The organism is Streptomyces beigongshangae (genome assembly GCF_019710745.1).
In the GTDB taxonomy this organism is placed as follows: Bacteria; Actinomycetota; Actinomycetes; order Streptomycetales; family Streptomycetaceae; genus Streptomyces; species Streptomyces beigongshangae.
In genome coordinates this window covers 135,891-150,278 of the sequence record NZ_JAHKJW010000007.1, presented here as the reverse complement: position 1 = coordinate 150,278, position 14,388 = coordinate 135,891, and the positions used below count along the sequence as shown (strand labels likewise).

8 protein-coding genes are annotated in these 14,388 nt (G+C 71.3%); 2 read left to right on the top strand and 6 right to left on the bottom strand.

Annotated features, from left to right (window positions below):
* Positions 1–68: 68 nt before the first annotated feature.
* Entirely contained in the window at positions 69–3,356 is a 3,288-nt protein-coding gene (locus KM933_RS07810; RefSeq protein WP_221349558.1) for a LamG-like jellyroll fold domain-containing protein, read from the bottom strand.
* A 615-nt stretch (positions 3,357–3,971) separates the two neighbouring features.
* Entirely contained in the window at positions 3,972–5,516 is a 1,545-nt protein-coding gene (locus KM933_RS07805; RefSeq protein ID WP_221349556.1) for a hypothetical protein, read from the bottom strand.
* Between the two features lie 285 nt (positions 5,517–5,801).
* Between KM933_RS07805 and KM933_RS07800 the strand changes: the two genes are divergently transcribed.
* Together KM933_RS07800 and KM933_RS07795 are read left to right on the top strand one after the other, a co-directional pair.
* Entirely contained in the window at positions 5,802–6,710 is a 909-nt protein-coding gene (locus KM933_RS07800; RefSeq protein ID WP_221349554.1) for an LLM class F420-dependent oxidoreductase, read from the top strand.
* A 139-nt stretch (positions 6,711–6,849) separates the two neighbouring features.
* Positions 6,850–7,062: a hypothetical protein gene (locus KM933_RS07795; protein WP_221349552.1), complete on the top strand. Its 213-nt coding sequence runs from the start codon at positions 6,850–6,852 to the stop codon at positions 7,060–7,062.
* Positions 7,063–7,200: 138 nt separating this feature from the next.
* On the opposite strand, the gene KM933_RS07790 is transcribed toward KM933_RS07795, so the two are convergent.
* The 4 genes from KM933_RS07790 to KM933_RS07775 all read right to left on the bottom strand — a co-directional run bounded on the left by KM933_RS07790 (position 7,201) and on the right by KM933_RS07775 (position 14,328).
* A complete protein-coding gene (locus KM933_RS07790) occupies positions 7,201–8,277 on the bottom strand; it encodes a lytic polysaccharide monooxygenase (RefSeq protein ID WP_221349550.1) in 1,077 nt (358 codons plus the stop codon).
* Positions 8,278–8,437: 160 nt separating this feature from the next.
* Positions 8,438–9,565: a glycoside hydrolase family 12 protein gene (locus tag KM933_RS07785; RefSeq protein WP_221349548.1), complete on the bottom strand. Its 1,128-nt coding sequence runs from the start codon at positions 9,563–9,565 to the stop codon at positions 8,438–8,440.
* A 229-nt stretch (positions 9,566–9,794) separates the two neighbouring features.
* Entirely contained in the window at positions 9,795–10,817 is a 1,023-nt protein-coding gene (locus tag KM933_RS07780) for a LacI family DNA-binding transcriptional regulator (protein WP_221349546.1), read from the bottom strand.
* Between the two features lie 226 nt (positions 10,818–11,043).
* The gene (locus KM933_RS07775) at positions 11,044–14,328 is read right to left on the bottom strand and encodes a GH92 family glycosyl hydrolase (protein WP_221349543.1); all 3,285 of its coding nucleotides are present in this window, start codon (positions 14,326–14,328) and stop codon (positions 11,044–11,046) included.
* Between the last annotated feature and the right edge of the window lie 60 nt (positions 14,329–14,388).

The window sequence follows — 14,388 nt, the reverse complement described above, 5'->3', positions numbered from 1 at the left end:
AGCGGAGAGGTCCCGGTGGCAGGGAGGAACCCCCCCGCCACCGGGACCTCGGCCGTACGTTCTGCCGGCTAGCGCTTCACCCCGCCGTGCAGGGCGCTCACCTCCTCGGCGGTGAGTGCCCGGTCGACGGCCCGGACCTCGTCGACCGCGCCGTTCCAGAAGTCGACCTTCGAGCCGTCCCAGTGGGCGCGGCCGACGGTCAGCGGACCGGTGCTCCCGAGGGCGGCGCCACCGGTGGCCGTCGCCGCGAGCTTCCCGTCGAGGTACAGCCGGATCTCGTCGGTGCCGGCGTCCCGGACGCCGACAAGGTGGTACCAGCGGCCGGTCTCCGCGGCGACGGCCACCTGGGCACGGCGTTCCCCCGGGGTGCTGAAGGCGAAGTTGCCGTGTCCGTACTGCAGGTAGAACGAGTTGGCCAGGGCACGGGTGTCCTGGCTGACCGCCGTGCCGTAGTTGCCGGGGATCCCGTCGAGCCGGACCCAGGCGGACACCGAGTAGCTGCCGCTGGTGTCGAGCACCGGACCCGAGGTCTCGGCGTACTGCTTCTGGCCGTCGAACTTCAGGGCGCCGCCGCTGACGCCTTCGGTCCAGGAAGCGCCCTCGCGCAGGGTGAGCGGTGCCTTGTTGGGACCGGAGTCCTCGGCGGTGGTGCCGGTGCCCTCGTCGAGGGTCCAGTGCCCGCCGCCCTTCAGGTCCTTCTTACCCGCCGCGGCGCCGGCCGCGATCACCTTGAGGTTGACCTTCCGCACCTCGGCGGCGTCCATCTTGATGTCGCGCCGGTCGTACGTGTACAGGCCGTTGAGCTCGTTCTCCAGATCGGTGATCTGGGTGTACACCGAGCCGGACAGCTCGGCGCCGGCCTGCTCCAGGTAGAACTTCTCGGTGTTCTCGACGTACTTGCGGGTCAGCTCCGCCTTGGTGGTGACACCGCTGTAGATCACCGTCGGGGCGCCCGGCCACATGTGGCCCGGAGTGCGCAGGGTGAAGCCGCCGTGCTCACCGTCCATGGCGGCCCGCTTCCCGTCGGGGAAGGGCGGGTCGTCGTTGTTGTAGTCGTGGTGGTCGATGATGTCGCCCTTGCCCGAATCCCCCTTGGAGTTGCAGCAGTTGACACCGCTGTGGGCATTGACGACACGGGACGGGTCGGCGGCCTCCACCGCCTCGGTGATACGGCCCGTCTCCTCGCGGTTCCACTCGCCCCAGCCCTCGTTGAAGACGATCCAGCCGATCACGGAGGGGGAGTTGTGGTGCTGGCGCATCATCTCCCGGCCCTGGTCGACGAACGCCTTCTGGCCCGTCTCGTTGGTGATGTTCCCGGAGACGAAGTCCTGCCAGACGAGCAGGCCGAGCTTGTCGGCGTGGTAGAACCACCGCGCCGGCTCCACCTTGATGTGCTTGCGCACCGCGTTGAAGCCGAGCTTCTTGTGCGCCTCCAGGTCGAAGGCGAGGGCCTCGTCGCTGGGGGCGGTGTAGAGACCGTCGGGCCAGAAGCCCTGGTCGAGGGTGGCCAGGGAGAAGACCGGCTTGCCGTTGAGGGCCAGCTTGTTGAAGCCGCCCACCTTCTTGACCTCGATCTTGCGCATACCGAAGTAGCTGCGGACCCTGTCGCTCGACCTGCCGTCGGTCAGCGTCACGTCGAGGTCGTACAGGTACGGGTCGTCGGGGCTCCACAGGTGCTGCTTCGCCACCGGCAGGGTGAGCTTCCTGCCCGCCGCCCCGCTGACCCTGCCGACGACCTTGCCGCGGGTGTCACGGGCGACGGCCTCGACGCGGGCGGAGGAGGACGCGCCTTCGGCGTCGACCGTCACCGCCAGGGTGCTCGTGTCGATGTCGGGCGTGGTGACGATGTTCCCGATCGAGGCGGGAGCCACCGGCTCCATCCACACGGTCTGCCAGATGCCGGAGGTCTGCGTGTAGAAGATGCCGCCCGGATTGGTGGACTGCTTGCCCATGGGCTGGTCCGCGCCACCGGTGTCGGTGACGGCGACCACGATCTCCTGCTTGCCGCCGCCCTTCAGGGCGTCCGTGATGTCGGCGCTGAAGGCGTTGTAACCACCGGTGTGGTCGGCGACCTTCTTGCCGTTGACGTAGACGCGCGACTGGTAGTCGACGGCGCCGAAGTTGAGCTTGAGCCGGTTCGAGCGGCTGTCCTTGCCGACCTTCCAGTTCTCGGGCACGTCGATGGTCCGGCGGTAGAACATGTGGTCCTCGTGCCGTTCGAGCCCGGACAGCTGCGACTCGACCGGGAACGGCACGATGATCTTCTCGTCGAGGTTCTTGCCGAAGACCGGCTGCTCACCCGCCTTCGCGGCGCTGAACTGCCAGGGCCCGTTCAGGTTCTCCCACCTGGACCGCTTCTGCTGGGGACGCGGGTACTCGGGCAGCGGGTGCTTCTTGTCGACCCTGTCCCCCCACTTGGTGGTGAGGCGGTGGGTGGAGGCGTTCTCCGCGTACCGGATGACCTTCGGTACGGCCTTGCCGCCGGCGGTCAGACCGCCCGTACCGTCGTACGAGACCCGGACCAGCTGGTTCTTCTGGATCGGCTCCGACAGGTTGACGTAGAGGGAGGAGGAGTCCCCCGGGACGGACGTGACCGACCTGATCGGCATGGCGGTCGTGTCGGCCTCGACCTTCAGATGGTCCTTGACCGCCTGCAGGTTGCCCACCCTGCCCTCGAACCGCGCGCGCAGCCGCCGTCCGTCCCCGGCGACGGTGAGCTCCACCGGGAAGACCTCGAAGTCGGCCGGCGGGGTGAACGCGGACATCGGCACGATCTGCTTGGCCAGGGTCGGTGTCGACCAGCGCAGGTACATGTTGGCGCCGCCGGTGTCCTGGAACAGCTCCAGACGGAACGTGTGCTTCTTGCCCGCGGTCAGCCTCACGGCCTGGCTGGTCTGCTCCCGGTCCCAGTCGCCCACCCAGTGGTCGATGACGGGCTCGTCGTCGATGTGGAGCCGGAAGCCGTTGTCGCCGATGGCGTAGAAGGTGTAGTCACCCGTGGCCGGCGCCTCGATCTGCCCCGTCCAGCGGGCGGTCGTGTGCTCCGTCCTGCCGGTGAACTCCTTGAAGGTGTCGGTCAGACCGGAGAAGTTGATCTGCGGGTCGAGCGTCGTCCCGCCGAGCTCGGCGAAGTCCCGGGCGCCGGGAGCCGACATGCTGAAGTACTCGCCCTTGAGGCCGTGCGTCACAATGGCGGCCTGTTCGGCGGCGGACGCCGAGGAGGCGCCGCCCGCCGGCTCTGAGGCCACCGCGGTGGGCAGCATTCCGCTCGGGGGCAGCACCAGGGCCGCCGTGGCGAACAGCGCCAGCAGTCTGGCTCTGCGTCGGGCACTGGGGCGGGTGTCGTGTCGTCTCATCGAACCTTTCCTCGTACAGAGGCCGTGACCGCGTTCGACTGCCGGGCAGGGTTACGGGCTCCTGCGAAGGAGCTCGTAGGGAGAAGCTGCACACAGGCTGAGGCGGGTTCGGTAAGCGGCCTTTTCAACGTTGGAAACCCTCTGCCAGCGGTATGACAGCACGCCCACAGGAGCCTGTCCAGACCTCGCGCAGCACTCTGTTGCCTGACGTCACGACGAGGAGTGCCCGGGAACCACGGAGCCGGCTGACCCGGCGAAGGAGCCCGCGAAGGTTCTGCCGCGCTGATCAAGCCGGTGCGCGGGGGCGCGAGTCGGGGTGGGCGGGCTTCCGGGGCGGCCGCACCGCCGGCGGGTACGGACCATCGGTGGGTACGGGATGTCCGTGGCGCCGCGGACGCGACGCCGCACCGGGCGCCGAACCGGCCAGATCCGTGAGCCGGGTCCGTGAGCCGGGTCCGTAAGTCGGATCCGCGAGCCCGCCGCCGGAGAGCCGGAACGGTTTGCGCAGCAGAACCGCAACCCGGTACCGACGGCATCGTCATGGCCCGGCCCGGCCCGGCCGGGTGCGGTACCCGCCGCGGCCGTTCCGGCCTGGTCGCGGCCGCTCCGGCCCGGCTAGGGAAGAGGGCAGGTGAGCGGCAGGATGCGTTCGCACACCTGCCCGGTGAGACGGGTGTCGGTGAAGACGGCGTCGGCGAGCCAGTCCGCCGCGGTCAGCCGGTCGACCAGGAGCCGCAGTTCGCCGGGATCCACCGGGACCCAGGCGGTGAGTGATTCCAGGCAAACGCCCTGCCCACCGGGGCCGAGGCGGCCGTCGGCGCTCGTCCGGGAGGCCAGCGTCAAGGAGAGCAGCCGGACGGCCGGCGGGGCCTTGGCCTTGCGGAGCTTCTTGTCCGAGACGACCCTCTGGGCCCAGCCGCTGAGTTTGGGCCGCATCTTCTTGCCGAACGTGAACGGTCCGGGGCCGTCCTGGCCGGGCACCAGGGACGGGACGCTGATGGGGGTGGGGTTCTCCGGCCGGGAGGCGAGCAGGTCGGCGACGGTGCCGGGAAAATCCAGCCAGCCGCAGCCGGTCAGCCTCTCGACCAGGTCCTCCGGATCGGTCAGACCCAGGGCCGTGACGTCCTGCCCGACGAGGTTGCCGGTCCCGGAGTGCGCGGTGCGCAGGGTCAGCATCAGCACCAGCAGCCGTGCCTGCGGTCCCGGCAGCGGACAGTGGTCGGCCACGTGCGCGAGGACGGAACGCGCGTGCTCCCACTGGGTCGGCGCGGTCAGCAGCCGGGCCACGGCCGGTCCCTCGCCGTCCGGGCCGCAGCCGATGCGCTGCAGATGCTGGGAACGGGCGGTGGCGGCGGCCTGCTCGGCACGCACCGCCTCCAGTCGCAGGTTGATGTCGTCGGTGACGTCGGCCCAGGTGCTGAAGGCGCGCGCCTTGCGTTCCTGCAGGTCGGCAAGGAGCGTCAGATCGGGTTCGGTGCGCTGCTGGTAGGCGCGGAACAGATCGCCGAGCTCGACGAGTTCGTCCCGCAGGACGACGGGCCGCAGATCGTGGGGGATGATCCGCTGCGCGATCTTCCTGTACGGAGGACGGCGCCGCGTCGGCACGGAGCGGGGCGCCGGTACCTCGCGCGCGACGTCCGCGGGCGGGGGACGGTCGGAGAACCGCGGCCCGCCGACCGCGGCGGGCGACGGGCGGTCGGCGGTGACCGGGGCGCCGGCCGCCGGGCGGGACACGGCGGGAGCGGTGGAGACGACCTTCGCGCCGGACGTGGCGGCCGCGCAGCGTGAACAGCACTCCATGGCCTGCCACCAGCGGCCCTCCCGGTCGGTGACCACGGCCAGGACGACCGCCCCGCCGCACTGCCAGGGCTGGGCACGCGTCTGCCGCTCGTCGGGACGGATGTGGACGTGGCAACTCTCCGCCCTGCACGCGCAGTACGCCTGTGCCCGGGGCGCCGCGGCGGCCTTCAGGTGTGCCTTCACATGGGCGATCGCCGCCGCACGGCCGGCTGCCGCGGACGGCAGACGCCGGGCGGCACAGGACGGCCGGCTGCAGGAGACGCGCACCGCCGTGCTGCCCCGCCCGGCGGGGTCCAGTCGCACGGTCCACCTGCGCCCCACGACCCGCTCGTCCAGTTCGCCCGCCGCGGCTTCCGTCATCCTGCTCTTCCTCCCGTTCCCTGCCCCACGGCCTGCACCGTTCCCGCCGTCGCGGGCATGGGGCGCCAGCCGGGCCCACCGTACGTGGCAGGCGGCTTCGCCGACCGGGTAACTCGCCTTGTTCACCTGGACCAGCGAGGGCACCGTTCTCCGCGAATCGAAGGAGTGACCGAACGGGCCCGCGGATGACTCGCGGAGTCGCTTCCCGTGCGGGCCGTGAGGGCCATCCGGGCGAATCGCCTTCCGCCGGGGAACAGGGGCCGTGGGACCGCAGTTGACCATGGCATGACTTCGGAGACACGCCAGACACACCAGACACTCGGAACACTCGGACGTATCGGCATCTGGAGCGGCGCGCTGCACGGATCACGGACGGACGACGCGGGCAGGAAAGCGATCGCGGAGGCGGTCGCCGAACTGGAGGAACTGGGATACGGCACCCTCTGGATGGGCGGCAACCCGTCCCCCGACGACGCCGTGGCCGTCATCGCCGCCACCCGTACGGTCACGGTGGCGACCGGCATCCTGAGCATCTGGGAGCACACCGCCGAGGAGGTGACCGCGCGCATCGCGGCGCTCGACGAGAGCGCCCGCGAAAGGTTCGTCCTGGGTCTGGGCGTCAGCCACAGCGTGCTGGCGCCGCAGTACGCGAAACCGTACAGCGCGATGGTGGCCTACCTCGACGCCCTGGACGCCGCCGCCCCGCCGTCGGGCGCGGGACGCCGGGTCCTGGCGGCGCTGGGCCCGAAGATGCTCGAACTCGCGACCGGCCGGGCGTCGGGAGCCCACCCCTACCTCGTCACCACCGAGCACACGGCGGAGGCACGCGAGGCGCTCGGTCCCGACGCGCTCCTCGCCCCGGAACTCTCCGTGGTGCTCGACACCGACCCGGACCGGGCGCGCACCACCGCGCGGAACATGCTGGACATGTACCTGAAGCTGCCCAACTACACCAACAATCTGCTGCGCCTCGGGTTCACGGAGACCGACTTCGAGGGCGGCGGCAGCACACGGCTGCTCGACAGCCTCTTCGCCCTGGGCGACGCCGAGCGCGTACGGGCACGGGCCCGCGAGTACTTCGACGCCGGGGCCGACCACATCGCTCTGCAGGTGCTGACGGCCGACGAGGGCGGTGCCGGTCTGCCGCGGCCCGAATGGCGCGAGCTGGCCGCGGCGTTCGCCGGCGAACTGTAGGGGGCGACCGGCCCGGGGCCGGCCCGGGCACGAAAGCCATGATCGCTGAGCGCGGATACCGGGCATACGAACCGCAGGTGCGGTGCGGACGGTGCAGACACGGCGCAGGGGTGGCTGACGGAACGGCGGGAGACGGCGGATGGGCGAGCAGCACGGACGGGACTGGACGCTCATGACTCCGGACGACTTCGGCCAGGACGCGCCCCGGCCCCCGGACGCGCCCGCCGCCGTCCCCGCCGTACCCGACGAGTGCGGTACGGCTCCGCTGTTCGGCGACGACACGCCCGCTCCGCGCCCCCGGGGCGCGGAGCAGGGCGCTGACCCGCTCGACGAGCAGCTCGGGTTGTTCTGAAGCCGTTCCGGCCCCGCGGGCGCTCCGCGGGGCCGGAACGGCGGTTTCCCGGGACGTGCGGGCCGCGGGCCCTGCCGTCAGGGCACGGCCGGGTCACCGGGTCGCCGGGCGGCGGTCACCGGCCGCCCGGCCCGTGCGTCACGGGTCCACACAGCCGATCGTGCCGACGGGGAAGTTGTTGCCCGTGGACGTGGCGGTGAAGCCCAGCGTGGTGGTGCCGTCGGCGGCCACGGTGCGGTTGTGGTCGGCGTTGCGGACCGTGACCGTGCCGTCCGAGGCCGTGTCCATCGAGCCGTTCCACACGCTGTTGATCTTCGTGCCGGTGCCGGGCTTCCACCGTACCGCCCAGCCGTCGAGCGGCTGCGTCCCGTGGTTCATGACCTGGACGGAGCCCTGGAAGCCGCCGTTCCAGGAGTTGACCACCTCGTAGACGGCCATGCAGGAGCCGGTGTGCGGCGGCTCGGTGCCCGGGTCCGTCGGCTCGGGAGTCGGCGTGGCGCCGCCCCGGATACCGGTGACCTCGCCGTTGCCGCCGTCGAACACGACGTCGGAGCACGAGAAGAAGTTCTCCTGGCTGTCCGAACGCACCCACTGCATGAAGATCATCGCATTGCCGGAACGCCCCGCGGGCAGCCTGAGGTCCCAGTAGTAGTGGCCGCCGCTGGTCCCCACCGAGCCCTGCTGGGGCGGGTTGGTCACCGTCTGGATCAGCTCCAGGTCGCCCCAGCCCAGTGGCGAGGTGGGCGACCAGCCGGGCTTGGAGACGTAGACCCGGAAGTCACCCGGGTGCGCCGCCCAGTTGCTGTACTTGACCCGCATGGTGGCCCCGGACGTCAGGTGCGTCCGCGGCCAGTCCGCCCGGGCCGTGTTGTAGGCGGAGAAGTCGTAGGGCGACCGGTCGCCGGCGCTGCACAGCTTGCCGTCCGGCACGTAACCCGCGCCGCGTCCGCCCGCGTTGGAGTCCAGGACGGCGAACCAGTTGTACAGCGCCGTGGCGCCGCTCTGGTTGAGGGCGGCCCGGCACGCCGGGTTGGTCGGGTCCAGGGCGCCGGTGCCGGTGATGGCGTCCAGCTGGCAGAGGTAGGTGCGTGAACCGGGCATCATGGCCACGCCATGGGCCGCGGCCTTGCCCTGACCGAGCAGGATCAGACCGAGGGCGCCCAGGAGGGTGGCCAGTGCCACCCCGAAGGAGATGACCCTCGTGCGTAACGACATGCGTAATGACATGGATTCTCCTGTACCGGATCGAACGGTGCGTGTGCGTCGCCCCCTGGGCGGCCCGCAGGCCGGAGGACTGCGCCGGGACCCGCCCTGTCGGCGGGGGAAGCGGACGGGTCCCGGGCCGGCCGGCCGGCGGCGGGGCCGCCGCCGGACATCACGCGGTGGCGCAGGCGGTGCCGTTCAGGGTGAAGCCGGACGGCTCCGCGAAGGTGCCGGTGTACGTGCCCTGGAAGCCGAACGACTGGCTGCCCCCGGCGGCGATCCGCTGGGTGTGGGCGAGCGGGCGCGCGGTCACCGTCCCCGAGTCCGGGGTGACGGTGGCGTTCCAGGCGCTGGTGATCCGCTGCCCGGCGGGCTGGGTGAAGTCCAGCTGCCAGCCGTCGACCGGCGCCGGGCCGTCGTTGCCGACGGTGACGTTCGCGGTGAAGCCGCCGGGCCAGACCTCAGGGGTGTAGGACACCGTGCACGCCGCCGGCTGGCCCGGTCCGCCCGGTGTTCCGCCCCCGGTGGAGACGGTCGAGGAGAAGGAGTTCACGGCCAGCCCCGCGCCGCCCTGCCAGGGTTCGAAGCCCGCCTGGACGCTCGTCAGGTACCAGTCGGGCCGGGCGAGTCCACGGGCGACCGCCTGGTCGACGAAGTCCATGACGTCGAAGCTCCAGCTGCCGATCGCCGACGGGGCGACGAAGGACAGCACGTCGTTGCCGCCGTTGCTGCCGCTCCACACCTCCCAGGTGCGTCCGCCCACGGTGGCCGTACCGACCGGTGAGCCGATCGGCTGGATCGGGCCCACCCGGTTGAACCAGATCATGATCTCGGTCTGGTTCACGCCGTCGGTGCGGGGTGTCGGGTCCAGCCAGATGTCGTAGGAGGCGTTGTAGACGGCGTCGTTGACGTAGCCGTACGAGATGCTGCTGGGAGCGGTGGAGACGGTGTCGATCCTCACCGGGAGGTTGGTTCCCGGCGAACACCTGGTGTAGTGACAGCCGTTGAAGACCGAGGGGTACGACTTCGGGGCTCCGTTGGTCGGTACCGAGCCGTCGGCCTGGGTGAGCCGGAAGCCGGAGTCGCCGACGCCGATGCACTGGGTGGCGCTGGTGCCCCACCGGTTGTTCTGCACGACGTAACGGTTCTGGATCGTGGTCGCTCCGTACTGCTCGCAGATCGTGGTGTCCGCGTGGGCGGGCGCCGTCGTGGTCAGCAGCGCCGCGACGGAGGCGAGCGTCGTGAGGAGCGCTGCCAGCAGGTGGCGCGCGGTGCGGAGGTGACGCGGAGTCGATCGCATGGGGGACCTCTCGGGGGAGGGTGCGAATGACCGGGCCTACGGGAGCGCACCCGTCCCCGTACGGATGGGAGCGCTCCCAGTTCGCTGTTGGCACGGGACTGTAGAAGCCCTCCATGTCCCTGACAACCCCGCGCGCACCGATGGGTCGGGGAAATCTCGGAACCACCAGCTCAACGACGGTTCCCCACGGGACCGGTGCGGTGACTGGGAGCGCTCCCGAAACATTCGGTCAGGTCGAGGCGCGCTCCACCAGCTCCGTCCGCAGGATCACATGGCGCCACGCACCGGAGGAGTCGTGCATCACCTCGAACAGCAGCCGGACCATGGTGCGCCCCATCTCCTCCATGGGCTGGCGGACGGTCGTCAGCCGGGGATCGGTGTGCTGGGCCAGCGGGAAGTCGTCGAACCCGATCACGGCGACGTCCTCCGGCACCCGGCGTCCCGCCGCGCGCAGCGCCTCCAGCGCGCCCGCGGCCATGGTGTCCGACGCGGCGAGCACGGCGTCGACCTCCGGCGCGCGGACGAGGAGTTCGGCGGTCGCACGGCGTCCGCTCTCCTGTGTGAAGTCACCCTCGGCGATCCAGGACGGCCTGATCTCGACGCCCGCGCGTTCGAGGGCCTCACGGTAGCCGCGCAGCCGGCTCCGGGCGACGTACATGTCGGGCGGGCCGGTGATGGTCCCGATCGCCGTGCGGCCCTTGCGTATCAGGTGGGCGACCGCGCTGCGGGCCCCGCCCACGTTGTCCGCGTCGACGTACGTGACGGCCTCGTCGCCGGAGCGGCGGCCCAGCAGGACGGTGGGCAGGCCCGCCTCGGACAGCATGTCGGGCAGCGGGTCCTCGGCGTGGACGGACATCAGCAGGACACCGTCGACGCGGCCGCCGCGTGCGTACTCGACGAAGTGGCGCCGCTCGACGTCCGTACGGACCAGGGTGAGCAGGAGCTGCACGCCGGTGTCGGTCAACGCGTCGCCGACGGCGCCGACGACCGCCGAGAAGAAGGGCTCCCCGAACTGCCGCCAGTCCGGCTCCGTCATGACCAGCGCGACGGCGTCGGAACGCCGGCCGGCCAGCGAGCGGGCGGCCAGGTTGGGCACGTACCCCAGTTCCGCGATGGCGCGTTCCACCGCCTTGCGGGTCGAGAGCCGTACTCCGGCCGCGTTGTTGATGACCCGGGAGACGGTTCCCCGCCCGACCCCGGCGAGCGCTGCGACCTCCTCCAGCGTCGGTGTGCCAGGGCGCTGCCTGCCCATGTCGACCTCCCCCCATGAGATCACCCGATAGTACGTCCACGGCCGGGCCGATCAACGAGTCTCGGCAGAGCTTCCCGGCCCCCGGGACACACCGGTCCGCGGCCCGCACGCGGATGGCAGCGTGACCCCGGGGTCACGCTGCCATCCGGCGGCCTCCTCGCACGAGGGGCGAGGGCCGTCGTACCTACGGAGCCCTCCTTGAAGGTGGGCGGCCCTGCTTGAGGCCCTACTTGAGGGTGATCGCGTAGACCTGCACCCGGGGATCGTCCTGCAGGCCGACGGAGCGCACCGTCTTCGACGGGTCGAGGTCCGCGGAGGCGGCGAACAGACGCACCGGCGGGCCGTCCACGCCCTGCCCGCGCTTGATCCGGTGCGGCATCTCCAGTGCCACGGAGGTGCCCTGCGGCGCCGACCCCGCCCAGTCGCCCACGGTGACCGGCACCTCGCCGGTCGTTCCGTCGGTGTAGCGGACGGTGAGCATGGTCGTCACCGGACCGTGGTGGGCCACGGCGACCAGGCGCAGCGCGCTGTACGACCCGCCCGGGAGCAGCATGGCCTGACCGCGGGCCTCGACGAAGTTCGCAGCCGTCCCCGACGGATCGGGAGCGTCGTACGTCACGCCGTCCCAGACGACCGGACCCGCCGCGGGGAACAGATCACCGTCGAAGCTCCATCCCGATCCGTCGAAGTCCCCCTCGCCGGAGGCCGCGACAGTCGCGGTTCCGTCGTGGTTCACCTCCTCGGCCAGGTCGACGGCGCACTGCCCGTCGGCGTCCGCCGCACAGCGGGCCGCGGCGCGCACCTCGATGGTCGCGACCCGTTCCACGGTCTTCACGCCCTTCGCGGCCGCGGTGATCCGCACGGTGTACGAACCCGGCGCGGTTCCGGCGGGCACGTTCACGTCCACCGCCGCGGTCCGCTGGACCGGAAGCCGGTGGGACGTGAGGGAGAAGGGCTTGGCGGTCTTCACGGTCCAGCCCTCGGGGGCCTTCGCGCCGACTGCCACCCGCAGCGTGCCGGGGGACTGGCCCAGCACGTCCAGCTTCAGCCGGACGCCCTGCTCGCTGTCGGCCGCCGGCAGGACGTCGGAAGCGGTGCGCAGCGAGGCGTCGAGGTGGTGGCGGGAATCGGCCGCCGCGCGGTTCACGGACGGCGGCTCGGCGCCCTTGCCCGTACCCCATGCCGAGGGCCTGTCGGTCATCTCGAAGGCGAGGTTCCCGCCCTCGGCGACCGCGTCCCAGTCGAGCCAGGTGGCGCGCAGGTTCCTCCCGTCGAACCTCGCCTGCTTCACATAGCGCCGGCTGTCGCTCGCCCCCGGGGCCTTGACGGTCAGGGTGCCGCCCTGCTTCTTCCCGTAGGCGCCGATGCGGACGGCCGCCGACGGGAACTGCGGACTGGAGACGGCGAGGAAGTCACCGCCGTTCGTCGTCGGGTACAGGCCCAGGGAGGAGAAGACGTACCAGGCGGACATGGTGCCCAGGTCGTCGTTGCCGGTCATGCCGTCGGGCCCGTCCGTGAAGAGCGTCATCGCGGCGCGGACCACGGTGGCGGTCTTGGCGGGCGCGCCGGCCCACAGGTACATGTACGGGGAGTGCAGGTCGGGTTCGTTGTTCGGGTTGTAGGTCGGCTTGCCGTAGTAGTCGTACGGTGCCGAGATCCAGTCCTTCCGGGCCGTTCCGGCGGGATCCGTGAGGAGCTTGTCGTAGGCGAAGAAGGCGTCGAGCCGCTTCTCGGTCGCCCGCCTGCCGCCCATCAGGGAGACGAGCCCGGCCGGGTCCTGGGGTGCCAGCCACTGGTACTGGTAGGCGCCGCCCTCGTGGAACTGGTGCCCCGCCTCGACGGGGTCGTAGGGCGTCAGCCAGGTGCCCTCGGTGGTGCGGGGCCGGAACTGCTGGATGGAGGAGTCCCACAGGTTCCGGTACCACTGGCCGCGTGCCGCGAACAGGCGGGCGTCCGCGGTGTGCCCCAGTCCCTCGGCCATCAGCGCCAGCGAAGCGTCCGCCGCCGCGTACTCCATGGTCGCCGACGCGGGATGGCGGCAGTCGTTGTCGCCGCCCTTGTCCGCGCAGTCCTTGCCCGGTTCCAGCCCGCTGGGTATGTAGCCGCGCTCCTGGTACTCGGCGATCCCCGCCCGGCCGTTGTAGGGGGAATCGTCCGGCGGTGTGCTCAGGGCGTTCTTCCTGAGGAGCGCGTACGCCTCCTTCTCGTGGCCCGCGAGCAGGCCCTTGGACCACGCCTCGACCAGGAAGGGGGTCACCGGGTCGCCGGTCATGATGTTGGTCTCGCTGTTGGCGAGCGACCAGCGCGGCAGCCAGCCGCCGTCCCGCCCGATCGCGACGACCGACAACGCGACATCACGGGCGACCTTCGGCTCCAGCATCTGGAGCAGCTGGTTCTGCGGCCGGTGGGTGTCCCACAGCGACAGGTTCTGGTAAGGCGTGAAGCCCGACGCGAGATGGGTCTTCCCGTCGAAGCCCGCGTACCGGCCGTCGACGTCCCCGGCGAGGTTCGGGTGCAGTTGCGCGTGGTAGAGGGCCGTGTAGAACGCGCGCTGCCGCTCGGTCGACCCACCGCCGATCTTCACGGCGGCGAGCTGCCGCTCCCAGGTCGTGTGCAGCGCCGCGCGCGTGGCGTCGAAGTCGTACGAGTCGTCCGTCTCCGCCTTCAGGTTCTTCCGGGCGCCCTCGACGCCCGTGTAGGAGAGCCCCACCTTGACGACGACGTCACGGTCGGCCTCGGCGTCGAAGGTCACCCAGGCGCCGTTCCCGCCCTCGCCTGCCGCGTCCCGCCCACCGGGGGCGGGGGTGGTGCCGCGCCAGGTGCCGTGCGAGGCGAACGGCCTGTCGAAGGTCGCGGTGAAGTAGACCGTGTGCCGGTCCTTGCCCGCGCAGAAGTTGCCCGCCTCGACACGGCCCTCGACCGTCCGGTCGCCGACGACGTGCACCTCCGAGCCGTACACCTTCTGGTTGGCCTTGCCCGTGTTGAACAGGACGTTGGCGCGGTCGGTGGAGGGGAAGGTGTAGCGCTGCCACCCCGTGCGGGGGGTGGCGGTCAGTTCGGCGTCGATGCCGTACGTCTTCAGCCCGACGCGGTAGTAGCCGGGCTCGGCGTCCTCGTCGTCGTGCGAGTAGGTCGAGCGGTAGGCGTCGGGGTCGACATTGTCGACGGCCCCGGTCGTCGGCATGAGCGGCAGCTCGCCCATGACGGAGCAGCCGACGCCGGAGAGGTGGGTCTGGCTGAACCCGTGGATCTTGTCCTGCTGGTAGTCGTAGCCGCCCTGGCCACCGGTGTCCGGGCTGACCTGGACCATGCCGAAGGGGGCACTCGCACCGGGGAAGGTGTTGCCGAAGTTCTGTGTGCCGATGAACGGGTTGACCAGCGAGGTGGGCTGGGCGGCGGCCGCGGGGGCCTGGGCGGCGGCCGGCACCGGTCCCAGGGCGCCGCCGGCGACGAGCAGCGCGGCGAGGGCCGTCGACGCGCGGTTGCGCCATCGGTGGAAGGGTCTGTGCATGGAAGCGTTCTCCTGTTCCTCACCCGTCATGTGCTGCGTGACGTGAGGGGTGATCTCCAA

What these genes read in the sequence shown, in the direction of transcription:
- KM933_RS07810 (WP_221349558.1), bottom strand. Translation starts at nt 3,356, where the DNA reads ATGAGACGACACGACACCCGCCCCAGTGCCCGACGCAGAGCCAGACTG.
- KM933_RS07795 (WP_221349552.1), top strand. Translation starts at nt 6,850, where the DNA reads ATGGGCGAGCAGCACGGACGGGACTGGACGCTCATGACTCCGGACGAC.
- KM933_RS07800 (WP_221349554.1), top strand. Translation starts at nt 5,802, where the DNA reads ATGACTTCGGAGACACGCCAGACACACCAGACACTCGGAACACTCGGA.
- KM933_RS07785 (WP_221349548.1), bottom strand. Translation starts at nt 9,565, where the DNA reads ATGCGATCGACTCCGCGTCACCTCCGCACCGCGCGCCACCTGCTGGCA.
- KM933_RS07805 (WP_221349556.1), bottom strand. Translation starts at nt 5,516, where the DNA reads ATGACGGAAGCCGCGGCGGGCGAACTGGACGAGCGGGTCGTGGGGCGC.
- KM933_RS07790 (WP_221349550.1), bottom strand. Translation starts at nt 8,277, where the DNA reads ATGTCGTTACGCACGAGGGTCATCTCCTTCGGGGTGGCACTGGCCACC.
- KM933_RS07775 (WP_221349543.1), bottom strand. Translation starts at nt 14,328, where the DNA reads ATGCACAGACCCTTCCACCGATGGCGCAACCGCGCGTCGACGGCCCTC.
- KM933_RS07780 (WP_221349546.1), bottom strand. Translation starts at nt 10,817, where the DNA reads ATGGGCAGGCAGCGCCCTGGCACACCGACGCTGGAGGAGGTCGCAGCG.